Raw genomic sequence first — 22499 nt, forward strand, 5'->3', positions numbered from 1 at the left:
GGCCCCTTTACTTGTACATCGTCTGGTTCATCGTTCCGGGGGCGTACGCGTCCGGGTCGACCCATACGTTGATCAGCGACGGCTTGCCGGACTCGCGGGCGCGCCGCAGGGCCGGGGCGATGTCCGCCGGGTCGCGGACCTCCTCGCCGTAGCCGCCGAGCATCCGCGCGAACTGGTCGTACGGCACATCGCCGAGGGTGTTGCCGATCCGTTGGCGCTCCTCGCCGTACTTGGCCTTCTGGCCGTAACGGATCTGGTTCATGGAGGAGTTGTTGCCGACGATGCCGACGAAGGGCAGGTTGAAGCGGACCAGCGTCTCGAAGTCCCAGCCGGTGAGGGAGAACGCGCCGTCCCCGAAGAGGGTGACGACCTCCTTGTCGGGGCGGGCCTGCTTGGCGGCCATCACGAACGGCACACCGACCCCGAGGGTGCCCAGCGGCCCCGGGTCCATCCAGTGGCCGGGGGACTTGGGCTGCACCACCTGGCCGGAGAAGGTGACGATGTCGCCGCCGTCGCCGATGTAGATCGAGTCCTCGGTGAGGAAGTCGTTGATCTCGCTGACCAGCCGGTACGGGTGGATGGGGGAGGCGTTCGAGCGCAGCTGCGGCAGCCGCTTCTCGATCGCGGTCTGCTCGGCGGCGCGCAGCTCGTCCAGCCACTCCTTGCGCTTGCCCGCGCCCCCGTTGAGCCGGCCCGAGGCGGCCTGGGTGACGGCGGACAGGACGAGGCCGGCGTCGCCGACGATGCCCAGGTCGATGTCGCGGTTCTTGCCGACGGTGCGGTAGTCGAGGTCGATCTGGACGACCGTCGCGTCGGGGGAGAGCCGCTTGCCGTAGCCCATGCGGAAGTCGAACGGGGTGCCGACGATCACGATCAGGTCGGCGCCTGCGAAGGCGTAGCGGCGGGAGAGCTGGAAGTGGTGCGGGTCGCCGGGCGGCAGGGTGCCGCGCCCCGCGCCGTTCATGTACGCGGGCACGTTCAGCGTCCGCACCAGCTCGATGGCCGCGTCCGTGGCGCGGCAGGTCCACACCTGGCTGCCGAGCAGGATCGCCGGCTTCTCGGCCCGTACCAGCAGGTCGGCCAGTTTCTCGACGGCCTCGGGGTCCCCGGCGCTGCGGGTGGAGGCCCGGTACTTCCCGGCCTCGGGGATCCGGGCCTTCGCCACCGGGACCTTGGCGTCCAGCACATCGCGCGGGATCTCCAGAAAGGACGGGCCGGGCGCGCCGTGGTAGCACTCACGGAAGGCCATGGAGACCATGTCGGCGGCGCGGGCGGTGTCCGGGACGGTGGCGGCGAACTTGGTGATCGGCGCCATCATGTCGACGTGCGGGAGGTCCTGGAGGGACCCCATCTTGTGCTGGTTGTGGGCGCCCTGGCCGCCGATGAGCAGCATGGGGGACTCGGCGCGGAAGGCGTTGGCGACGCCGGTGACCGCGTCGGTGGTGCCGGGGCCGGCCGTGACGACGGCGCAGCCGGGCTTGCCGGTGATCCGGGCGTAGCCGTCGGCGGCGTGGGCGGCCACCTGTTCATGGCGTACGTCGATGACGTCGATGCCCTCGTCGACGCAGCCGTCGTAGATGTCGATGATGTGGCCGCCGCAGAGGGTGTAGATGACGTCGACGCCCTCGGCTTTGAGCGCCTTGGCGACCAGGTGCCCGCCGGAGATGAGTTCCTGGCTGTCGTCGGGCATGGCGATTCGCGTCCCTTCGTCGGGGGTGGGGGTGCGGTCTCGCGGTCGGTTGTGCAGATTGCATACAGTCGACGTTATGCGGTATGAACATTGTTATCCCGCATCGACTGATCGATGTCCAGGGGGCGTTCGGCAAGGGTTTGACCAAGCGCTGCGACTGGGACCAAGGAGCGGGCATGGACCTGTTCGAACATCAGGCACGGGAACTCTTCGAGCACTACGGCGTGTCGGTGCCACGGGCGGAGGTCGCCGACACGGCGCCCGCGGCCCGCGCCGCGGCCGAGCGGCTGGGCGGCCGAGTCGTCGTCAAAGCCCAGGTGAAGACCGGGGGACGGGGGAAGGCGGGCGGGGTGAAGCTCGCCGCCGACCCGGCGGCGGCGGAACTGACGGCACGTCAGATCCTCGGCATGGACATCAAGGGGCACACCGTCCACCGCGTGATGGTTGCCGAACCCGTCGACGTGGAAAGCGAGTTCTACGTCGGCTACGCCCTGGACCGGGCCAGTGGCCGCTTCCTGGCGATCGCCTCCGCCGAGGGCGGCATGGAGATCGAGGAAGTGGCGGCCCGCCACCCCGAGGCGGTGGCCCGGATCGCGGTGGACCCGGCGGAGGGCGTGACCGAGGCGAAGGCCGCCGAGATCGCCGCGGCGGGCGGGCTGCCGGGCGAGGCGGCGGGGATCCTGTGCCGCCTGTGGACCGTGCTGACCGAGCAGGACGCGCTGCTGGTCGAGGTCAACCCGCTCGTGGTGACGCGTGGCGGGGCGATCGTGGCCCTGGACGGCAAGGTGACGCTCGACGACAACGCGAGCTTCCGTAGGACGTACGCGTACGAGGCGGACCCCGGCGGTGTCGACCTGGAGGCGCAGGCGGCGGCCAAGGGCCTGAACTACGTCAAGCTCGACGGCCGGGTCGGCGTCATCGGCAACGGCGCGGGCCTGGTCATGTCCACCCTCGACGTGGTCGCGGGCTGCGGCGCCCGCCCCGCCGACTTCCTGGACATCGGCGGCGGCGCCTCGGCCGAGGTGATGGCGGGCGGCCTCGCGATCGTCCTCGGCGACCCCGACGTACGGTCCGTCCTCGTCAACGTCTTCGGCGGCATCACCGCCTGCGACGCGGTGGCCGAGGGCATCGTCCGCGCCCTGGACACCGTCACCCTCACCAAACCGCTGGTCGTCCGGCTCGACGGCAACAGCGCGGCGCGCGGCCGGGCGATCCTCGCCGAGCGCGCCCACCCGCTCGTACACCAGGCGGACACCATGGACGGCGCCGCGGCGCGGGCCGCCGAACTCGCGGCCGCCGCGGCCTAAGGAGGCTTCGCGTCATGGCAATCTTCCTCACCGAGAACAGCAAGGTCATCGTCCAGGGCATGACCGGCGCGGAGGGCGTGAAGCACACCCGCCGGATGCTCGCGGCCGGCACCGACATCGTCGGCGGGGTCAACCCGCGCAAGGCCGGGACACGGGTCGACGTCGACGGCCGTACGGTGCCGGTCTTCGGCTCCGTACGCGAGGCGATGGACGCCACCGGCGCGGATGTCACGGTCCTCTTCGTCCCGCCGCCGTTCGCCAGGGCCGCGGTCACCGAGGCCGCCGACGCCGGGATCCCGCTCGCCGTCGTGATCACCGAGGGCATCCCGGTGCACGACGCGGTCGTCTTCCAGGCCCACGCCCGGGCCCGCGCCACCCGCGTCATCGGCCCGAACTGCCCGGGGCTGATCTCCCCGGGCCGGTCGAACGCGGGCATCATCCCGTCCGACATCACCAAGCCGGGGCGGATCGGGCTGGTGTCCAAGTCCGGCACGCTGACCTACCAGCTGATGTACGAGCTGCGCGACATCGGTTTCTCGACGTGCGTGGGCATCGGCGGCGACCCGGTGATCGGCACCACCCACATCGACGCCCTGGCCGCCTTCGAGGCCGACCCCGACACCGACCTGATCGTGATGATCGGCGAGATAGGCGGCGACGCGGAGGAGCGCGCCGCGCGTTTCATCGCCGAGCGGGTGACCAAGCCGGTGATCGCCTACATAGCGGGCTTCACGGCCCCCGAGGGCAGGACCATGGGCCACGCCGGAGCCATCGTGTCCGGCTCCTCGGGAACCGCCCGAGCCAAGAAGGAGGCGCTGGAGGCGGCCGGCGTACGGGTGGGGGCCACCCCGACGGAGACCGCCGAGCTGGTGTTCGCCCTTCTGGCCGACGCGGGCGAGGCGAGCCGCGCCCGACGGGGGAAGGTGGTGTGAACGGTGACCGCGCCCGTGCCCCGAGAGCGGAGTCCACAGATGGCAGCCACCCTCACCCCGAAACCCGGCACCACCTGGGCCGACGCCTGGCAGCGCTGCCAGGACGCCGCGCCCGAGGCGTTCTGGGACGACCGCGTCCGCAACCTCTGGGACGGCCGCTGGCACACCGACGGCCACCCCCTCCCCGCCGCCACCCCGGTCGACGGCACCCCCATCGCCGGCCCGCCACGCCTGGACGCGGCCACCGCCCGCCAGGCCGTACGCGCCGCCCTCGACCAGCACCGCGCCTGGCGCCACGTACCCCTCCCGGAGCGCCGCGCCCGTGTCACCGCCGCCCTCGACGCGCTCGCCGCCCACCGCGAGCTGCTCGCCCTCCTCCTGGTCTGGGAGATCGGCAAGCCCTGGCGGCTCGCCCAGGCCGATGTGGACCGGGCCATCGACGGCGTCCGCTGGTACGCCGGCGAGATCGACCGCATGCTGGACGGCCGCTCCCCGCTCCCGGGCCCGGTCTCAAACATCGCCAGCTGGAACTACCCGATGAGCGTCCTGGCCCACGCCATGCTGGTCCAGGCCCTCGCGGGCAACGCTGTGATCGCCAAGACCCCCACCGACGGCGGCCTCGCCTGTCTCACCCTCGCCTCCGCCCTCGCCGCGCGCGAGGGCCTCCCCCTCACCCTGCTCAGCGGCAGCGGCGGCGAGCTCTCCGAGGCCCTGGTCCGCTCGCCCGAGATCGGCTGCGTCTCCTTCGTCGGCGGCCGCGACACCGGCGCCCGCGTCGCCACCGCCGTCGCCGACCTCGGCAAACGCCACATCCTGGAGCAGGAGGGGCTGAACACCTGGGGCATCTGGAACTTCACCGGCTGGGACGAGCTCGGCCCCCACCTCCGCAAGACCTTCGACTACGCCAAGCAGCGCTGCACCGCCTACCCCCGCTTCGTCGTCCAGCGCTCCTCCTTCGACGCCTTCCTCGCCGTCTACCTCCCGGCCGTGCGCGCCATCCGCCTCGGCCACCCGCTCGCCGTCGAGCACCCGGAGGACCCCCTCCCCGAGCTGGACTTCGGCCCCCTGATCAACGCCGCCAAGGCCAAGGAGCTCGGCGACCAGGTGGCCGAGGCCATCGACCGCGGCGCCGTCCCCCTCCACCGCGGCGACCTCGACGACGGCCACTTCCTCCCCGGCCAGGACCGCTCCGCCTACCTGGCCCCGGTCACCCTCCTCAACCCGCCCCCGTCCTCCCCCCTCCACCACGCCGAGCCCTTCGGCCCCGTCGACACCCTCGTCCTGGTGGACACCGAGGCCGAGCTGCTGGCCGCCATGAACGCCAGCAACGGCGCCCTCGTCGCCACCCTCTCCTGCGACGACCCCGACACCTACCAGCGCCTGGCCCCCCAGATCCGCGCCTTCAAGACCGGCCACGGCAAGCCCCGCTCCCGCGGCGACCGCGACGAGCTCTTCGGCGGCTTCGGCGCCTCCTGGCGCGGCGCCTTCGTCGGCGGCGACCTCCTCGTCCACGCCGTCACCGAAGGCCCCGACCCCGACCGCGCCCCCGGAAACTTCCCCGACTACCACCTGATGCCCGCCTGACACCGCCCGACCACCCACCGTGACTCCCAACCCGGCCCCGGGCCGCGTCACCGCAGGTCGGCGCGGCCCGGGGCCGGGTCCTTACGCAGGTGAAAGGCACTCCAAAACCTTGGTATCGTTGTCCCTGTCGCCGCGGGAAGCCGCGGAGCACACCTGGTCCGGGTGGCGGAATGGCAGACGCGCTAGCTTGAGGTGCTAGTGCCCTTTATCGGGCGTGGGGGTTCAAGTCCCCCCTCGGACACGTACTGATAGCCCACGGGCTTCGCGGGAGTGCTGGTCGAGTCTCATCTCGGCCAGCACTTTGTGTTTCCCGGAGTCGTACGTGAGTCGCACTCCGAGCTGCCGGTAGATCTCAGCCTTGTCCTGGCACTCGGCCTGCCGTACCACAGCGGCCAGATCCTTGATCGAGCGGACGAGGCGCGCGATCTCATCGCGGGACAGCCGCGTCTCCGCCCCCGTCGATGACGCGCGGAGCTCGGCTTCTGCTCTGGCCCGCCGGGCCTGGGTCTCGGTGATCCACTGGGTGACGACGGCAGGGTCGGCGCCTGCTTCGAGGGCCGCGCGGTGGGTGGCGAGCTTGGTGTCGCAGTCGGCGATCACCTTGCGGGCGGCCGCGACGGCAGCGGTCTCTTGTGCGGGGGCTGCTGCGGTCGCCATGAGGTCGATGGTGTCGTCCAGCCGGTGCGGGGAGGTGGGTGCGGTGTTCCACACCGATTCACTGGCGGACATGGCATATCCCCTTTTTTGTTATGCGCTGGTGATCGCGGACAGGACGATCAGGTCGGAGTGGATGAGGCCGGGCGGGGCGCCCTCGGGCGGTGTGGGCGTGATCCGGTCGCCGGCGAGGTGGCCGTGGACGATGACGATGTGCTGCAGGTAGCGGAAGCCGGCGGTGCGTGCTGTGGCGATCAGGGAGCCGCGGGAGTCGGTGAGGCATCCGGCGTCGCGGCGTTGCCGGGTGGCGAGCAGGAGGAGGCCGTCGCCGGGCAGGAGTCGGTGGGCGCGGTGGAAGAAGCCGGGCCAGCCGTTCTCCATCGCCGCGGGCATGGTGTCATCGGTGGCGCGTAGTTCGTCGCTGCCTGCGGGGAGGGTGTCCGGGTGCAGTTCGGCGAGCAGGACCGGGGCCCTGCTGGCCGCGTTCTCGCTGCCCGAAGTGTCGGGGTAGGTGACGCAGCGAGTGCGGGCGTCCATACCCGGTTCGGTGATGCAGCGGGCGTAGACACGCGCCTTGCAAGCGGATAGTCGTGTTCCTCCGCGTTCAAGACCTGCCCGGCGCGCGGTCCGCCAGGCCCGTCGGATGGCCGAGCCTGCGAGCATGCCACCCTTCTCCCCTTAGAAGAGCAGATCTTTGATGACCGGGGCCACGTCCTCATGGTGGAGCCGACCTACAAGGACTACGGGGAGATTCCTGAGGCTACGTCGAAACCGGCGAGTCCCCACGTCAAGCATGCGTGCGGGAGGTCCAGCGCGTCGCAGGCCCGGTAGAGCAGGAGCCGCCCGCTCTCCAGCCGCAGCTTCATGTCGACGACGCGGTTGCTCGCCGCCTGGAACACGGCCAGCCGCCTGCCCGGACTGCCGACGCTGTCGTACGTGCTCCACACGCCGGTCGAGCAGCCGCTGCTCCACTCCCAGGTACACCGCGAACCGTACCGCTGATGCTCTGGGAGACCGTCGCGGCCACGGTGTCCTGTCATTCGCGGGGGTGGTCCGCTAGTCATGCCAGAGGGTGGCTAGAGCCCATGGTGCTGTGAACTTCTGTGAGCTTCCACGGGAAGGTTGCCCAGAATCCACTGGATTTCCCCCTCCGGGCCCGAACGAGCGAAATGCCCCCGGAGCGCCTGGGACGCTCTTAATTCACCGCAATGGCGCCTTCCGCGGGTGCGGGAAATGTACGGTGAGTGCGGCGGGGCACCACCACACCCAGCACGGTCCCGGTCGGTACGTATCCGAAGTGGCGGGAGTCCAGGGTGCTTTCGGCGTCGCCCCGCACGACCATCCGGCCCTCGGGCACCGCCTCGCCGGGGCGTGCTCCGACCCGCTCAAGGACGTCCCTGGGAACCGGCTCGCCTGGCAGCGCGGTCACCCGCTTGACCAGCCAGCGCAGTTGCTCCGGATCCCGCTCGCCCCTCGGGTGCCGGAAGACGACCACGTCACCGCGCTGGATCCGGATGCCGGTACGGACCAGCAGACGGGCGCCGTCTTCGTACGTCGGCGCCATGCTGCTGCCGGTTACCCGGATCAGCAGCAGCTTCCGGCGGACCAGCGCCCCGGCCCCCGCCAGCGCCGCTGCCCCCGCCGCCAGCAGGGCAGCGCAGCGCACCGTCCTTCTTCTCTGACGCATCGTCACTTCACCCGCGCATCCTGGTAGCCGACCGCCTGCACCGTGAACAGGTGCGCGTACTGGCCGTGCTGCCCCATCAGTTCGTCGTGCGTGCCCGTCTCGGCGACCCTGCCGTTCGCCAGGACGACGATCACGTCCGCGTCCCGGAGGGCGCTGAGGCGGTGCGAGATCAGCAGGCTGGCCCTGCCCGCCCGGTGCCTGCGCAGGGTCCTGCTGATGTCGTACTCCGCCTGCGCGTCGAGCGCCGAGCTGGGCTCGTCCAGGATCAGCAGATCGGCCTCGCGCCGCATCAGGGAGCGGGCCAGGGCGACCCGCTGCCACTGCCCGCCGGACAGGGTGACGCCGGGTGGGGCGCCGTACTCGTCCACCTGGACCCGGCTCAGCAGGGTGTCGTAGCCCTGTCGGAGGCCGTCCAGCGTCCCGTCGATCTCCGCCTCGCGCGCCGCGGCCCGTACGCCCTCCCGGTCCGTCAGGCGAGGGAGGTCACCGACGCCGATGTTCTCCTGGGCCGTCAGGTCATACGCCATATGGTCCTGGAACGTGGCGCCGATGCGGCGGCGGAGGTCCTCGATGTCCATGGTGCGGATATCTGTCCCGTCCCAGAGGATCTGGCCGCGCACCGGGTCGTAGAACCGGCAGAGCAGCTTCACCAGCGTGCTCTTGCCCGCCCCGTTCCGGCCCACCAGGCCGACAGCGCCGCCCGCCGGGATGGTGAGGTTCACCCCGCGCAGGACCCAGGGTCCTGTGGTGTCGTAGCGGAACCAGACGTCCCGCAGCTCGATCGCGTCCTTGAGCGCCGACGCCGCGGCGTCGACCGGGACCGGGGCACTGCCGGGGCCGAGGTCGTCCGGGGTCTGCATGAGGTCGATGTAGTGGCCGAACAGCCGGATCCCCTCGACGGCCATCCCGGCCTGCATGACGATCCCGCCGAGGGCCGACTGGATTCCGGCAGCGGCCGCGATGAACAGGGTCACGTCGCCCACCGTGAACTTCCCGTGCGCCGCGCCCACCGCGACGATCACGGTGCCAAGACCGGTGACCGCCGCGTTCAGCAGCGCGAAACCGGACTGGACGAGTATCCCGCGCCGGGCGACACGGAGTTCGGCGTCGGTCGCCTCACCGAGCGCGCCGACCAGCCGGGTGTGCATAAAGCCGCCGAGCCCGAAGAGGCGTATCTCCTTGGCGGCGCGCGGGTCGGTCAGCAGGCCCCGGTAGAACATCCTGCGGCGGTACTTGCCGGAGACGATCTCGGAGACCTCCGCCTGTCTGCGGGCCTGGAAGAGCCGCGCTGTGAGCGCTGCGGCGCCGACCAGGAAGAGCAGGCCGACCATGGGCGGCCAGACCACGAGGAGTACGCCCGTGAACCCGGAGACGGTGGAGACGGCCTGCATGGCGGTCTGACTGAACAGGGTGATGTTGTGGGGCGCGTCCTGGGACGCCTCCTGGGCCAGCCGCAGCCGGTCGTGGAAAGCGGGCGTCTCGAAGAGCCGCAGCCCCCGGAATCCGCTGACTCGGGCGAAGAGCCGGTCCTCGATGGTGACCACGAGTCGCTGCCGGACCACTTCGTCCAGATAGCCGCTGAGCTGCAACAACACCGCGGTGACCGCTCCGGCACCCGCGAGGGAGAGGGCGAGCGCGGTGGCGCGGCCGACATCCGCGTCGCCGCCCCGGCCGATCTCGTCGAAGAGGAGCTTGCCGAGCCAGGCCGAGAACGCGGGCAGCAGTCCGGACAGCACGGCCGTCACCAGCATCGCGGGGGTGCCCACCCTGCTGGCCTGGAACAGCAGCGCCACGCAGGTCGTGAGGGCGCGCAGCCGCAGTCGGGAGCGCGGCGCCTCCGGCGCTTCGGGAGTCTCGGTCACGGTGCTGGTCTTCCTCGCGCTCGGACAGCGGGGACAGGCCCCGGGGGATCCGCGGTTCGCCCGGGGCCGTCAGGGGTCAGCGCGTCAGCACTTCAGGCTGGTCTTCACGCACGAGCCCAGGCAGTTGAACCTGTACAGCACGCCGCCCGAGCACTTGCACTTCGTACCGTTCTCCGGGACGCAGGCGCCGGCGCGCTCCTCGCGCAGCACGAGTCCGAGAAGGCGGTCGCTCAACTTGCCCACCATGAGGTGTCCTTCCGTTGATGATCGGGACGGCGGAACAGTACGGCGCTCGAACTCGCGTGCGCTAGGGGAATCATGGATTCCGATTAACGGGTTTTTCTGGTCGCGGAATGCGGACTTCCATGGGGAATCTGACATTCCCTTTCTGGTCTCCGTTCAGCGTTGCCTCGAACGCCTCTTCGGGGTTAGCTTGCCCCGATGCCGCCTCACCACCAGGGAAGTTCATGGCTTACGTCCTGCTGACCTGCCGACTTCTGCTCGGTGGAGTCTTTGTGGTCTCCGCGGCGAGCAAACTGCGCGGGCGGGCCGCGTTCCGGGAATTCGAGGGGGCCGCCCGGGACATGGGTGCGCCCGCCCGATTTCTGCGACTGGTCGCGCTTACCGTCATCGGCGCCGAATGCCTGATTCCGCCGCTCCTTGTCGCCCCGCCGGGCGGACTGGCCGGACTCGCCCTGGCCAGTGCCCTGCTCGTGGTGCTGACCGGGGCGATCGTGAACGTCCTGCGGCAGAACAAGAAGACGTCGTGCGCCTGCTTCGGCCCGTCCACGGCGCCGATCGGACGCCGTCACCTGGTCCGCAACGGGGCGCTGATCGCGGTGGCCGGGCTGGGGATCGCCGCCGCTCTCGGCGGTGCCCCCGCGATACCCGGACACCCCGGCGGGATCGCCACGGCCGCGTTCGCCGCGCTGGTCGGCATCCTGCTGGTCGTCGCCACCGATGACATAGCCGCTCTGTTCACGGAGCCCGTACCGCCCACAGGGAGAACCGATGCCGTTTCTGATCGCCGCCGTCGTGGTACTGGCGGTGCTGTTGCTGCTGAACCTGCTGCTCACCTTCGGCATCATCCGCAAGCTCCGGGCCGGGCAGGCTGATCCCTATGCGGCGGACGATCTGATGCTGCCGACGGGGTCGCGGATGCCGGAGTTCGAGGCGGAGACGCTCGACGGCGAGCGGATCTCCGCGGAGACCCTGCGGAACGCGCTGATCGGGTTCGTGTCCACGACTTGCTCCGCGTGCAAGGATCAGCTCCCGCACTTCGTGGAAGTGGCCCGGACGCACCAGGAGCTGGGCCGGACGGTCGTCACCTTCGTCCATGGCGACGAGGAGAACGCCCGGGAACTGGCCGAACCGCTCCGCGGGCTGGGCCATGTGGTGATTGAGGACGCCGACGAGGGGCCGACGGAGAAGGCGTTCCGGGTGGAGGGCTACCCGGTCTTCGGCATCGTCGACGCGACCGGGACGCTCACCGCCAGCAGCATCAGCGCGAAGCGACTGCCGGCTCCCGCTCCGGTTCCGGTCGGCTGAGGGAACTGCTGAGGGAGCGGCGGCGAGCGGCGGCTACCCCACATCGGTGAGGGCGAGCGCGAGCGTCGCCCGTACGGCGTCGTCCAGATGGTCCGAGCTCGGCGCGTCACCCGACATGCGTCTTCAGTAGATGTGCCGACATTGTGACGACCAGCGCGTCTCCGCCGGTCACAGGGTCCCGGTACGACCAGCCCTTGAGCGCGGCTCCTGCCAAGGACTCGAACCTGTGGCTGCGGCGGAAGCAGCGGAGCCGACCCGCGCGTACATCCTGCTGCCACAGCAACGCGGGGTCGTCATCGCCCGTTGCCCGGCATCGGATATGTCCTTCGCCGGTGCTGGCAGTGCGGAGGTCCTCGGTACGCGGCATGGCGACGGCCCAGGTACGAGCTGAAGAACACGTCATCGTCGATAGGACCCGACTCCCGCCAAGAGCTTGAGCCTGCGGCTACGCCAGCGTCAGCACCGTCGTGAGGGGCGTGATCCGTGGGGCATCTGCCCGAATCCCCCCTCGGACACGATCTTACGTACACGGATGACGCGGGTTGTGACTCAACAGTCACAGTCCGCGTCTTGCGTTGCAGCTGAGCATCAGGTGCGGTGCCGACGGCGATCAGTTGCTGCTGAGCGGCGGGCCTTGTCGGCCTCGGCCTGGCTGATCCAGCCGGCGACGGTCGCGGGATTGGCTCCAGACTGGGCAGGGGGCGACTGCCGCCCGCCAGGATTGCTGCATGGCTTGCAGCGTGGTTTTCAGCTGTCCGGGGGCGAAGACCCTTGCGAGGAGGATGACGGCTTCTCGGATATAGACGGTGAGCAGGGGCAGAGAGCGCGGCTCTCGGCGTGTATTTTGTGACGGAAGCCACACTGCAACTCTCGGTAATCCCTGTCACGCAGTTCACTGAGGTGGTGCTAGGCGACGGTGGCCCAGCTAATCGAGCGCTATAACTCTAAGTAACAAAGAGGTGGGCCGCTTGGATAGGCGCACGTCGGCTCTCTTTTCGGGATCACAGCCGGGTACGTATGCTCAGGCCCGTCTGTAGGGTGCTGCGGCTCGCGTAAACCGGGGGGTTAAGCGGGCTTCTTTTTCGCGGCCCCCAGATTCCGTATGGCTTCATGGGAGGGGACACGTATGACCAGCAGCCGGAGACCTGCTTTACGCGCCGCAGTAGCAGTGGTTTCGATCGGCGCTCTGGGCCTGATTGCCCCGCAAGCGGTCGCCGCCGATGTGTCAAAGACCGGCGCGCAGGTCATTATCGACGCGGTACGCGGTCCACTCTGTGACTGAGTAAACAAAGGTCTCACGTACGCCGGAATCATGCGCCGACCGCACGACAAAAAGGTTCGATCAAGCCGCGACAGTGCGTGCTCCGGCACTGCGATATGAGGCATGGACACGTGTGGCGGTCGGCCTATCGCGGCGTCAAAACTCAGCACGAGTTCAGGTCTCCATATAAGTCACCTATAAGTCACCAGCGTTGAAGCTAGCGAACAGCTCCATAGTGCGTTCTCTCGATTCCGTGCCGCGTCCGCGGCGTGGAATTCCTCCCGAAATTCTTTGATCTGAGGAGACACGGAGTTGGACGACAAGGTTCTCGCAGCCCAGAAGTGGGTCAACAAGACGTACGCGGGCGTCAGCGGGTACACCCGATGCCCGGAGGACGGGCGCACCGGCTGGGCGACGATGTACTCCCTCACCATGGGTTTGCAGAAGGAGCTCGGTATCAGCCCGGTGGTGGCGAACTTCGGCGCCGGCACTCTCGCGAAGCTCACCGCCCACGGCAGCATCGGCCCGGACGAGCCGAACGTCAACATCAGGAAGATCGTCCAGAACGCCATGTTCTGCAAGGGCTACTGGGGTGGCGACGGCGAAGGGACCTTCGACCTCCTTATGGCCGAGTCCATCGCCGCCTTCAAGATCGACGCCGGTCTCGGCGAAACCAGCGGCATGGTGCAGCCGAAGATCTTCAAGGCGCTGCTGACCATGGACGCGTACGTCTTGCTGGCCGGTGGCTCCGAGAAAGTGCAGAGCATCCAGCGTTGGCTCAACGGCCGGTACGTCAATAAGTCGACCTTCTTCATAGGTCCGTGCGACGGACACTTCTCGCGCGATGTGCAGCAGGCGCTGATGAAGGCGATCCAGTACGAGGTCGGCATCCCCGAGGATCAGGCCACGGGTGTGTTCGGGCCCGGAACGCAGGCCGGTCTGAAGAGCCACCCGGTGTCCCAGGGGGACTCGGGAATCTTCGTGCAGCTGTTCTCCGCGGCCTGTGTGTTCAACGAGCCGGTCAGCGACGGCGAAGGCACGTACGTCACCTCGTTCAAGAGCACCTTCGACTCCTCGCTCAAGGAATTCGTCCAGCAGTTTCAGCGGTTCTCCGTGCTGGATGTGAGCGGGCGTGGTGACTACCAGACCTGGGCGCAATTGCTGATCTCGACTGGCGACCCCGAGAGACCCGTCGACGCCTCCGACACCCGTTACACCATCACCGCCTCCCGGGGGAAGGCGCTCTACGACGCGGGATACCGAGCCGTCGGCCGCTACCTCTACCAGCCGCCGGACAGCATCGACAAATACATCAAGCCCGGGGAACTGCAGGACATGTTCTCCGCCGGGCTTCGAGTGGTCCCGATCTTCCAGGACAACGGCAGACTCCTCTCGGACTTCACCTACACCAAGGGCTTCCAGCACGGCCTGCTCGCCCATGAGCGGGCCACGTTCTATGGCTTCAACCGCAGCACCGTGATCTATTTCGCGGTCGACTACGACGCGACCAACGATCAGATCGCATCCAACATCATCCCCTACTTCAACGGGGTGTCCGCTGGGCTCGCCAACAAGGGGAAGCGGTTCGTCCATGGTGTCTATGGGTCGCGGAATGTCTGCGCGCAGGTCACCAAGGAGACCTACGCCCGCTATTCTTACGTCTCCGGCATGTCGACCGGATTCTCCGGAAATCTCGGTTTTCCACTGCCCGCGAACTGGTCCTTCAATCAGATCAAGGAGTTCGAGTTCGCCCCCGACTTCGACCTCGACAAGGTCGCCCACCGGGCGGGAACCGACTTCGGGCAGGGTTCGGTCAACAAGCAGACCTCTCCCGCCGATGATTTCATCGCCTACATCGAGAGGCTCTATGGCCTGGCTCTCGACTACGGAAAGGGCGACCCGAGCCGCCTCGTCATGGAGTACGTCCGCCACGTGACGTACGCGAACTTCGCCTGGTGGGCGCTCATCGGAGACCCGGACAAGGACTTCATCAAATACGCCAATGACCGCGACGCCTTCGTCTGGGACGAGTTCAAGGACCCCTTCACCGGCTATCACATCGGCGCCGAGCACATGCTCGCGTCCTGTAACGCGCACTACGTCAAGCCGCAGCCCTCGAACCCCCTCCGGGTGAACGCGGGAGACGTGGGCGGCTGGGGCGGCGACATCATCACCCTCTATGGGGAGTGGCGACGGGACAGCGACAGCTACTCTTCCGGCTACACCTACTGCGAGGACAAGTTCGCCAAGATCGGGGTGGATTCGACCTTCGGCTTCAACGACCTCCTCGAAGACGCGGACGGCTATCTGATCTCGGAGCGGGTGCGCGGTGGCCAGGACATCGTCACGGCGGTCCGGAACCACTACCGCGGCAGCGGCGGCCTCACCCGGATCGGCGACTTTCTCACCAAACGGTTCAGCGGCCTCGCCAGCACCGCCACTGACATGGCCCGGAACATGCTGACGATGAGCGACGACCCCACCATCGTGCTGGGGCGGGCGAAGCTGATCTATGGAATCGCGGGGTACGACACACTGCTGCCCGAGATGCTCCCCGCCGACAAGCTCACTGAGTTCTGCCGGGGATTCGCCGACTCGCTGCTGGCCAGGGCCGGGCAAGAGGGCGTGAAGAAGGCTACCTACCTCGCCAACCAGAAGAAGAACCTGAGAGATTCGCGATGATTTTCGCCGGGGCTGCCCTGCTGCTGCTCGTCTTCGTCCTCGTGAAGTCCGTGCGCCTGCTGAGGGTGCGGGCCTTCCCCTGGCGTGATCCACGGGCGTGGTCGGCGGCCGCCGCGGTGTGCCTCGGCATCACGTTTCTCGTATACGCGTTCGGAGCGCTGTCCGGCTTCACGCAGACGAGCGAGGTCTGCGCCGTGAAGTCCGGGCACGGCTCTGGAAATCGGCCCGACTCGGTTACGGAGACCGCGTTCCCACTGAGTTATGAGTGCCGGTGGAACGACGGCACCACGATCGATCTCGTTCCGGCCTGGGTGAACCCGGTGGTCTTTGTCTTCGCCGCAGGTTTCGTTCTGTGTTCCGCCAAGGCCGTGCACGCGGCCGTCACGTCGAGAACCACCACCTCGAGAACAGGAGCCCGTTCATGAGCGATGTCCCACTCACCCACTCGCGGTTCGGCCGCCGAGATTTTCTGACCGCCGGGCTCGGCGTAGCGGGCGGCGTCGCCCTTTGGGCGGGCGGGTTGGCCGGCCCGGCCTCAGCGGCCGGAGCCGAGAGAGCGTTATGGCGGGAAGGGAGATCGGCGAATGGCTGGCCGGTGACCGACAAGGTCCATGACCACCGAGTGGAGGGGGCGGAGCAGGTGACCGTCCCCCTCCTGGCGGGTGATGTGGCCACGGTGCTGCTGTTCGTGGCCCGTCGCGTCAACTACGAGATCGCCACCCTGGACGCGGGCGAGGTCACCGGCCACACCACGGACCGCACCGTTTCGACGCGGTACGAGAGCAACTACCTCTCCGGCACGGCGATCGCGGTCCGCCCCGTGCTGTACCCCGTCGGCTCCAAGGACGGGCTCTTCCCGCACGAGACGGTCGTCGTCCGGGACATCCTCGCCGACTGCGAGGGAGTGGTGCGGTGGGGCGGGGACGAGGAGGTGCCGAAGGAGAGTCACTTCCAGATCGATGTGCGCCCCGGCGACGAGCGGCTCGCCACCATCGCCCGGAAGTTCGAACAGTGGGACCGCACCCCGGGCGCCGGCCCCGGAACGATCAACCCGTTCGCCCCTGAGCGGCAGCGCGCCGCGAAAGCCCTGGAACGCCGCCAGCGCGCGGCCTGAACCCCGCCCCGGGGGCCGGGCCACCGGCCGGGCCTCCGGGACAGACCCTAGTCACCTGGGCAGGCGAACTCATTATCCGGCCCCCATGTCTTCCTTTCGTCGCCGTTGTCGCGCGCTCCGCACTCCAATGCCACCTCCGGCCCGCGCTTTGTGTCGTGCAGGATGAGGAGCCGCTTGGCCGCGGGGACTTTGCCGTCCCGTCCGAACGCCAGCGTCCCCGACGCGCCCCGTACCCCGGCCGCGCCGCCGGCTCCGTTCACCAGGGCGGCCTGCACCGTGCCGCGGCCGAATGCCGCCGTCCCCGCGTCCTGACGCGCCTCGTTGAGTGCCGTGGCCAGCACTCGCAGGGCGTCGGAGGCCAGTGGCGTGCGGCCGTCGTTGCTCCAGGGGTCGCGACTGCCGTACGTGGCGACGTACTGCCGGCGGAAGTTCTCGCCCATGACGTTGGGCGGGTACGACTTGGGCAGGGCGTGCGCCGCGTAGTAGAGCCGCAGCCGGGGGTAGCGCTCGCTGGGGCGCTGTTCGTCGACGACGGCATTGGTGAGGTCGTTTCCGCCGAGCGCGGTCAGCTGCCCATTGCACTCCGTGCCACTGTTGAATTCATCGAGGAACGCGCCGAATTCATTCGCCCGAGCGGTCCAGTACACCACCGTGCGCGGTTCGTCCTTGAGCCGACGGCAGACCTTCTCGGCCATTTCGGAGAACTTCTGAACCCATTCGACGCCGTCTTCCTGCGCGGGGTGGTGGCTCATGCGGTCGCCGCCCGCGGTGTACCAGATGCGGTGGGTGTCCCTGAACTCTTCGGTGAACCGCTCGCTGAGATTGGCGCTGTAGTTGTCGGTCGGGTCCGCGATCACTACGGCCCGCTCGGCGGGTGCGCACCTTCCCGGGGCGGTCTGCACGATGTTGCCTCGGCGGGCGAAGTCGGCGGCGATGCGCGCCTCTCGGCGGTTGTCCGGTGCGACCTGCCGGTACATCGGGTGCCGCTGCATGACCTCGGCTGTCGCGACGGTTCCGATGACCGGCAGCCCGCCCTCGCCCAGGATGTCCCGGGCCCGCAGGGTGTCCTCGCGGCTCTGGCCGAGGCCGACCACTCCCATGATCTGCTCGTCGCCCGGCTCCTGTTCCACTTCTCTCACGATCCCGGCGGCGACGGCGGGCGCCTTGGTGAACCGCTCGCCCGCGTCCTCGACCCGGACGCGCAGCCATACCTTGTTGCCCTCGTCCCGGGATGCCTCGCGGTTGAGTTCTTCCTGGGCCAGGGCGATCCCTCGCAGTTCGGGAATGGCTCCGCTGTACATCGCCTCCTTCCATGAGTTGACGGTGACAGGCACGCCCAGATAGACGACGGTCCTCACCATCGCGCCGGGCCGCGCGGCGGCCGCGTCGGCTTCCTCGTTCTGCCGCTCGATCATGGCGCGGACCGCTCTGTAGAGCTCCTTCGGGGACTTTCCGGAGGGGATACGGCCGGTGCCGGACGGCGCGGCGGACTCAGTCGCGGCACTGCGGGTCAGGCAGTCGGTTTTGTCTCCCTCCGGCAGCAGCCAGGTCAGGCCGTACGTGGCGAGGAGTGCCAGCGTGGCGGCCCCCGCCACCGACGCGAGGGCGGCCTCGAGCCGCGGGGCGAGATCGGAGTGGGTCTTCTCGAGGTAGATCTCCGGGAAGCGGCTGAGCCAGCGCGCGGCGTCCGCGTCGTCGGCGGACGGCTCCACTCCCACCCGTACGACACGGGCCCTGCCCACCCCTGCGGCCACCCGCCAGGAGTTGAGCGTGACGGCGGCCTCGGCGTAGCCCTCCGTCGGCCCCTCGCCCGGCGGCACCGCGGCCACCAGGAGCACTCCGGTGCAGCCGGTCTGCTCGACCGCGTCGGGGAATTGCGCCAGCAGCCGGCCCACTTGCGGCTCGGCGGGTTCGACCTGTGGGAAGACGAGGACGAAACGGTGCTTGCGGCGACGACCCCACGGGGACAGCAGCGGGTGGCGGCAGGCTGCGTGCAGATCGGCGAGCAGTGCCCGCAGCAGCACGGCCACGGTCTGGTCGAGTCCGGAGGAGCCGTCGGCGCCGGCGAGGCGCCGGGCGTCGGTGAAAAAGTCCGCACCCCTCTCGGGGAGTTCCGCCCACAGGCGGTACCAGCTGCCCTTACGCGTCATCCGACGCCCGTTCCGCCATCCGTACCACCAGCGTGGCAGCAGGCCCAGGAGCGGGCGGCGCAGCCAGTACCAGGCGGTGGCGGGGATGCTCGGCGGGGGCTCTTCGCCGCCGCTGACGGCCTCCAGGGCTCGGAGGATCCTGGAGTCCTTGCAGCGCGCCTCGTAACACTTGTTCCGTAACTCCTCGGCCTGCACCAGGGGCTGGCCCTCGGTGAGTTGCGCCTCGACGATGCTGCACATGAGGCGGTACTGCGGCAGCCGCAGCCTGCCGAAGCCGCTGGGCCGGTTGCGGAGGAGTTCCTCCTCGATCTTCTGGAAGGTGTCGCCCACACCCTCGCGCCGCGGGCCGGAGGGCGCCCCCGCCACCTGCGCGTACGGGATCCTGGCCCGCCCCCCGGCGCTGAAGCGCCCGCACAGCCCGTCCGCGATGCGCTCCGCCTCCGTGCCGTCCTCGCTCAGCTGCGTGAGCAGAACCTGGGGGGCCGGCCCGCGTCTCTTGGGCGGCTGCTTGATGAGCTGTTCGAGCGCCTCGACCAACGAGTTGATCTTGGGAAGCGGCGGTACGGAAGAGAACATGGCATGACCCCCCGGATGGCCCGTCACGCGGCGCGAACCATCGAAACCATGTGCACTGTCTGTGCACCCCAGGAAAGATCGGGCATTTGTGCCCAGAGCCATCATCCTCGCCCACTGCGGAGCGCGCTACCACGATTGCGGAATGTGACCATCGTCGGTCGCCTGGCGGTGCGTGATAGCTTCTGTATACGCTATGTATGCGAGCTTCTGGGGGTTGTGGTGGCGTCCGGTCGGGAGACGGCGTACGCGTATCTGAAGGACACGGTTCTGACCGATCCCAGGATGCAGGGGGCGTTCCTGTCCGAGCAGGAGATCGCCGACCGGATCGGAGTCTCCCGCACCCCCATCCGGGAAGCGCTGCTCCTGCTCGCCGCCGAGGACCTGGTCGAACTCGTGCCCAAGCGGGGCGCCCGGGTGTCGCCGCTGACGGGGCGCGAGATCAGGGAGCTGATGGAGCTGCGGGGCATCGTGGAGCGATATGCCGCGCAGCAGCTCGTCGCCACCGGACAGGCGCCGGTGCAGGAGATGCGGTCGCTGCTGGAGCGGCAGGATGAACTCACCGGCCCCGACCAGACCCGGGAGTTCATCGCGGTGGACCACCAGTTCCACGCGGCGCTGGTGTCGGCCGTGGGGAACACGTTGCTGGACCGGCACTACGAAGGCTTGCGCAGTCGCCAGGTCCGGGCCGGGGTGGTGGCCGTGTTCAACCGGCAAGGGCGACAGGAGGCGGTGCTCAACGAGCACCGGGCCATCGTGGACGCCCTTGCCGCCGGTGACGCCGGGCAGGCGTGCGCCGCGATCGACCATCACCTCCAGTCGACACTCAAGGTGCTGCTCGAGGGCTCCTAGCCGGTGGTGACGGTGGTTCGGGGTACGTGACCACGAGCATCGTGACGCCGTTCTCCGAGGTCCACGGGCCGTGCGGCATACCGGGCGGGCGGCAGGCGTACATGCCCGCGGTGAAGGTCTCGCCGAGCGTCAGGTCGTGCATCGCCCCGTCGACGAGATAGACCTCCTCCCAGAAGTCATGGCGTGTCACACCCTGCGCCGAGCTGTCGGTGCCGGGCGCCCAGTGGACCAGAACGGTCCGGCCGCCGCCGTCGGGGTCGTCGGCGAGCACGCGTTCCCGTACGCCAGGACCGGCCCCCGCGGGAGTGGTCCACGGCCCGGCGGGCAGGTGGAATTCCAGCTCCGGCTTGCTCACTGCCACACCTCCGGTCGCCTGTTGACGAGCACCGAGGTCGTCTTCCGTACCGCCGTGACCTCGTCGATGTCGAGGTCGGCGACCAGCAGACCCGGTTCGGCGTCCAGGGCGTGCCGCACGGTTCCGTCGGGGCCGACGATCCGGCTGTGCCCGATGCCGGTCGGCGCGCCTCCCGGGGCGGTGCCGGGGTCGGCCTGGTCGACAGCGGCCAGCCAGAGGGTGGCGTCCAGGGCCCGGGCCCGCACCAGCAGCTCCCACTGGTCGAGCTTGCCGGGCCCGGCTCCCCAGGACGCGGCCAGCAGGGTCGCGGCCGCCCCGGCGTCGGCGTGTGCCCGGAACAGCTCCGGGAAGCGGACGTCGTAGCAGGTGGCCAGGCCCAGCCGTACGCCGTCCACATCCATGACGGTGGTCCGCGAGCCCGCGGCGACGCTTTCGGACTCACGGTAGCCGAAGGCGTCGTAGAGGTGGATCTTGTCGTAGGACGTCTCGACGCCGGGGCCGGTGGCCAGCAGGGTGTTGGTCACCTTGCCGCCGTCCGCCGGGGTGAACATGCCGGCCACGATGACGGTGCCGGTGGCCCTGGCGATCTCCCGTACTCCGTCGGCCCACGGTCCGTTCAGGGGTTCGGCGAGCGGTGCCAGTGGGGTGCCGAAGCAGGCCATTGAAGCCTCGGGGAAGACGACGACACGGGCTCCGGCGTCCGCGGCGCGCTGTGCCCATTCCTCGATGAGCCGCAGGTTCTTCCCGGGATCCGGGCCCGTGGTGAGCTGGCTCAGGGCGATCCGCATACTTCCTCCTCAGTGGGTCAGACGGTAGTGGGTCAGACGGCGTCGGCCGTGGCCTGCGCTGCCGGTGTGGCGAGCCGGGCGTCCTCGTCGACGGCGGCTTCGGGATCGCGGCCCAGGAACACCCCCGCGAGCGAGACGGCCGCGGCGACGGCGATGTAGAGGGCCAGCGGCAGCCAACTGCCGTAGGCACTCAGCAGGGTGGTGAACAGCAGCGGGGCGATGGCGCCGCCGATGATGCCGGCCAGGGTGTACGCCAGCGATGAGCCGGTGTAGCGCAGCCGGGGCGAGAACTGCTCGGCGATGAAGGCGGCCTGCGGCCCGTACAGGAAGGAGTGGATCACCAGGCCCACCACGACGCCGAGCGCCAGCGGGATCCAGCTGCCGCCGCCGACCATCGGGAAGAACAGGAACGGCCACACACCGGCGGCCGCCGCGGCACAGCCGTACAGCACACGACGGTTGATCCGGTCGGAGACGGCACCGGCCAGTGGCATCAGGAAGACCTGGAGCGAGGAGCCGATGAGGACGGCCGCGAGGGCGGAACCGCGCGACATGCCCAGTTCCCCGGTGGCGTACGTCAGCACGAAGACGGTGAACATGGCGTACAGCACGTCGGGGCCGACGCGGCAGAGGATCGCGGCGAGCAGGGCGCGGGGCTGGGTGGTGAAGACCTCGCGGACCGGCGCCTCGGGCCGGGACTGCTCGGCCTCCATCGCCTTGAAGACGGGGGTCTCCTCCAGCTTCGCCCTGATCCACAGGCCGAAGGCGACGAGGGCGCCGGAGAGCAGGAAGGCCACCCGCCAGCCCCACGCCTCGAACTGCGCCTCGGTCAGCAGCGCGCCGAGGGCGGCCAGGACGCCGTTGGCCAGGAGATTGCCCGCCGGCGGGCCCACCTGCGCGGCGGAGGCGTAGAAGCCGCGGCGGCGCGGGTCTCCGAACTCGCTGGACAGCAGCACCGCGCCGCCCCACTCGCCGCCGACGCCCACGCCCTGCGCGAACCGCAGCACGACCAGGGCGATCGGGGCGGCGACCCCGATCGTGGAGTACGTGGGCAGGACGCCGATCAGGAAGGTGGCCACGCCGATCAGGACCAGTGTGGCGATCAGCACCTTCTTGCGGCCGATCACATCGCCGAGGCGACCGAAGACGATCCCGCCCAGCGGGCGCGAGACGTAGCCCACCGCGTACGTGGAAAAGGCCAGCAGCGTGCCGGTGAGCGGGTCCTCCGAGGGGAAGAAGAGATCGCCGAAGACCAGGGCCGCCGCGGCGGAGTAGACGGCGAAGTCGTACCACTCCAGGGCTGTGCCGGTCAGGCTCGCGACGAAGGCCCGGCGGACGCCGGAGCGCCTCTCGGACGCCCTCGGATCGTCCTTGGTGGTGTCGTGCATGGTTCCCATCCTTGCTCGGAGACATCGACCTTCCGGCATACTTCTTGTATACAGGTCGTATGCGCAAGCCCT

At 69.3% G+C, this 22499-nt stretch carries 20 protein-coding genes and 1 tRNA gene; 11 read left to right on the forward strand and 10 right to left on the reverse strand.

Annotation, left to right across the window (positions count from 1 at the left end; genetic code table 11):
* Positions 1-7: 7 nt before the first annotated feature.
* Positions 8-1690 (reverse strand): thiamine pyrophosphate-binding protein, encoded by a 1683-nt coding sequence (locus ABTY62_RS10345; protein ID WP_352128990.1) that lies wholly within the window; start codon positions 1688-1690, stop codon positions 8-10.
* 176 nt (positions 1691-1866) lie between these two features.
* Here ABTY62_RS10345 and sucC point away from each other — a divergent pair, with 176 nt between their 5' ends.
* From sucC to ABTY62_RS10365, 4 genes are all read left to right on the forward strand, one after another.
* Entirely contained in the window at positions 1867-2997 is a 1131-nt protein-coding gene (gene sucC / locus ABTY62_RS10350; protein ID WP_352129037.1) for an ADP-forming succinate--CoA ligase subunit beta, read from the forward strand.
* A 14-nt stretch (positions 2998-3011) separates the two neighbouring features.
* On the forward strand, positions 3012-3929 hold the full coding sequence (gene sucD, locus ABTY62_RS10355) for a succinate--CoA ligase subunit alpha (protein WP_352128991.1): 918 nt from the start codon (positions 3012-3014) through the stop codon (positions 3927-3929).
* A 39-nt stretch (positions 3930-3968) separates the two neighbouring features.
* Positions 3969-5513, forward strand: coding sequence for an aldehyde dehydrogenase family protein (locus tag ABTY62_RS10360; protein WP_352128992.1), 1545 nt, complete (start codon positions 3969-3971; stop codon positions 5511-5513).
* 156 nt (positions 5514-5669) lie between these two features.
* Positions 5670-5754: transfer RNA gene (locus tag ABTY62_RS10365), tRNA-Leu, on the forward strand.
* On the opposite strand, the gene ABTY62_RS10370 is transcribed toward ABTY62_RS10365, so the two are convergent.
* Both ABTY62_RS10370 and ABTY62_RS10375 read right to left on the reverse strand, forming a co-directional pair.
* On the reverse strand, positions 5736-6242 hold the full coding sequence (locus tag ABTY62_RS10370; protein WP_352128993.1) for a hypothetical protein: 507 nt from the start codon (positions 6240-6242) through the stop codon (positions 5736-5738). The two genes, ABTY62_RS10365 and ABTY62_RS10370, sit on opposite strands and share 19 nt — an antisense overlap.
* Positions 6243-6260: 18 nt before the next feature.
* The gene (locus tag ABTY62_RS10375; protein WP_352128994.1) at positions 6261-6704 is read right to left on the reverse strand and encodes a hypothetical protein; all 444 of its coding nucleotides are present in this window, start codon (positions 6702-6704) and stop codon (positions 6261-6263) included.
* Positions 6705-7031: 327 nt separating this feature from the next.
* Between ABTY62_RS10375 and ABTY62_RS10380 the strand changes: the two genes are divergently transcribed.
* Positions 7032-7169: a hypothetical protein gene (locus ABTY62_RS10380; RefSeq protein ID WP_352128995.1), complete on the forward strand. Its 138-nt coding sequence runs from the start codon at positions 7032-7034 to the stop codon at positions 7167-7169.
* Positions 7170-7362: 193 nt separating this feature from the next.
* Here ABTY62_RS10380 and ABTY62_RS10385 read toward each other — a convergent pair whose 3' ends face one another.
* The 3 genes from ABTY62_RS10385 to ABTY62_RS10395 form a co-directional block, all read right to left on the reverse strand.
* Positions 7363-7854: a S26 family signal peptidase gene (locus tag ABTY62_RS10385; protein ID WP_352128996.1), complete on the reverse strand. Its 492-nt coding sequence runs from the start codon at positions 7852-7854 to the stop codon at positions 7363-7365.
* 2 nt (positions 7855-7856) lie between these two features.
* On the reverse strand, positions 7857-9716 hold the full coding sequence (locus ABTY62_RS10390) for an ABC transporter ATP-binding protein (RefSeq protein WP_352128997.1): 1860 nt from the start codon (positions 9714-9716) through the stop codon (positions 7857-7859).
* 84 nt (positions 9717-9800) lie between these two features.
* Positions 9801-9962, reverse strand: coding sequence for a hypothetical protein (locus ABTY62_RS10395; RefSeq protein ID WP_352128998.1), 162 nt, complete (start codon positions 9960-9962; stop codon positions 9801-9803).
* A 221-nt stretch (positions 9963-10183) separates the two neighbouring features.
* Here ABTY62_RS10395 and ABTY62_RS10400 point away from each other — a divergent pair, with 221 nt between their 5' ends.
* From ABTY62_RS10400 to ABTY62_RS10420, 5 genes are all read left to right on the forward strand, one after another.
* Positions 10184-10831 (forward strand): MauE/DoxX family redox-associated membrane protein, encoded by a 648-nt coding sequence (locus ABTY62_RS10400; protein WP_352129038.1) that lies wholly within the window; start codon positions 10184-10186, stop codon positions 10829-10831.
* Positions 10728-11264, forward strand: coding sequence for a TlpA family protein disulfide reductase (locus ABTY62_RS10405; RefSeq protein WP_352128999.1), 537 nt, complete (start codon positions 10728-10730; stop codon positions 11262-11264). The genes ABTY62_RS10400 and ABTY62_RS10405 overlap by 104 nt, the downstream gene beginning before the upstream one ends.
* Before the next feature lie 1573 nt (positions 11265-12837).
* A complete protein-coding gene (locus tag ABTY62_RS10410) occupies positions 12838-15207 on the forward strand; it encodes a glycoside hydrolase domain-containing protein (RefSeq protein WP_352129000.1) in 2370 nt (789 codons plus the stop codon).
* Positions 15204-15632 carry a hypothetical protein gene (locus ABTY62_RS10415; RefSeq protein WP_352129001.1) on the forward strand — a complete coding sequence of 143 codons (429 nt, stop codon included), beginning with the start codon at positions 15204-15206 and terminating at the stop codon, positions 15630-15632. The genes ABTY62_RS10410 and ABTY62_RS10415 overlap by 4 nt, the downstream gene beginning before the upstream one ends.
* Positions 15629-16321, forward strand: a complete 693-nt coding sequence (locus tag ABTY62_RS10420; protein ID WP_352129002.1) for a hypothetical protein — start codon at positions 15629-15631, stop codon at positions 16319-16321. Before ABTY62_RS10415 ends, ABTY62_RS10420 begins: the two co-directional genes overlap by 4 nt.
* Before the next feature lie 47 nt (positions 16322-16368).
* Here the strand turns inward: ABTY62_RS10420 and ABTY62_RS10425 are convergent, their stop codons facing one another.
* Positions 16369-19047 (reverse strand): ABC transporter substrate-binding protein, encoded by a 2679-nt coding sequence (locus ABTY62_RS10425; protein WP_352129003.1) that lies wholly within the window; start codon positions 19045-19047, stop codon positions 16369-16371.
* 219 nt (positions 19048-19266) lie between these two features.
* Here ABTY62_RS10425 and ABTY62_RS10430 point away from each other — a divergent pair, with 219 nt between their 5' ends.
* Positions 19267-19896 carry a GntR family transcriptional regulator gene (locus ABTY62_RS10430; RefSeq protein ID WP_311728411.1) on the forward strand — a complete coding sequence of 210 codons (630 nt, stop codon included), beginning with the start codon at positions 19267-19269 and terminating at the stop codon, positions 19894-19896.
* On the opposite strand, the gene ABTY62_RS10435 is transcribed toward ABTY62_RS10430, so the two are convergent.
* The 3 genes from ABTY62_RS10435 to ABTY62_RS10445 are packed head-to-tail and all read right to left on the reverse strand — an operon-like array spanning position 19871 to position 22427.
* Positions 19871-20251, reverse strand: a complete 381-nt coding sequence (locus ABTY62_RS10435) for a cupin domain-containing protein (RefSeq protein WP_352129004.1) — start codon at positions 20249-20251, stop codon at positions 19871-19873. The genes ABTY62_RS10430 and ABTY62_RS10435 overlap by 26 nt on opposite strands.
* The gene (locus tag ABTY62_RS10440; protein WP_352129005.1) at positions 20248-21039 is read right to left on the reverse strand and encodes a carbon-nitrogen hydrolase family protein; all 792 of its coding nucleotides are present in this window, start codon (positions 21037-21039) and stop codon (positions 20248-20250) included. Before ABTY62_RS10440 ends, ABTY62_RS10435 begins: the two co-directional genes overlap by 4 nt.
* 32 nt (positions 21040-21071) lie before the next feature.
* Positions 21072-22427 carry an MFS transporter gene (locus ABTY62_RS10445; protein WP_352129007.1) on the reverse strand — a complete coding sequence of 452 codons (1356 nt, stop codon included), beginning with the start codon at positions 22425-22427 and terminating at the stop codon, positions 21072-21074.
* Between the last annotated feature and the right edge of the window lie 72 nt (positions 22428-22499).

Source organism: Streptomyces sp. NPDC097640, assembly GCF_040302705.1.
Lineage (GTDB): Bacteria > Actinomycetota > Actinomycetes > Streptomycetales > Streptomycetaceae > Streptomyces.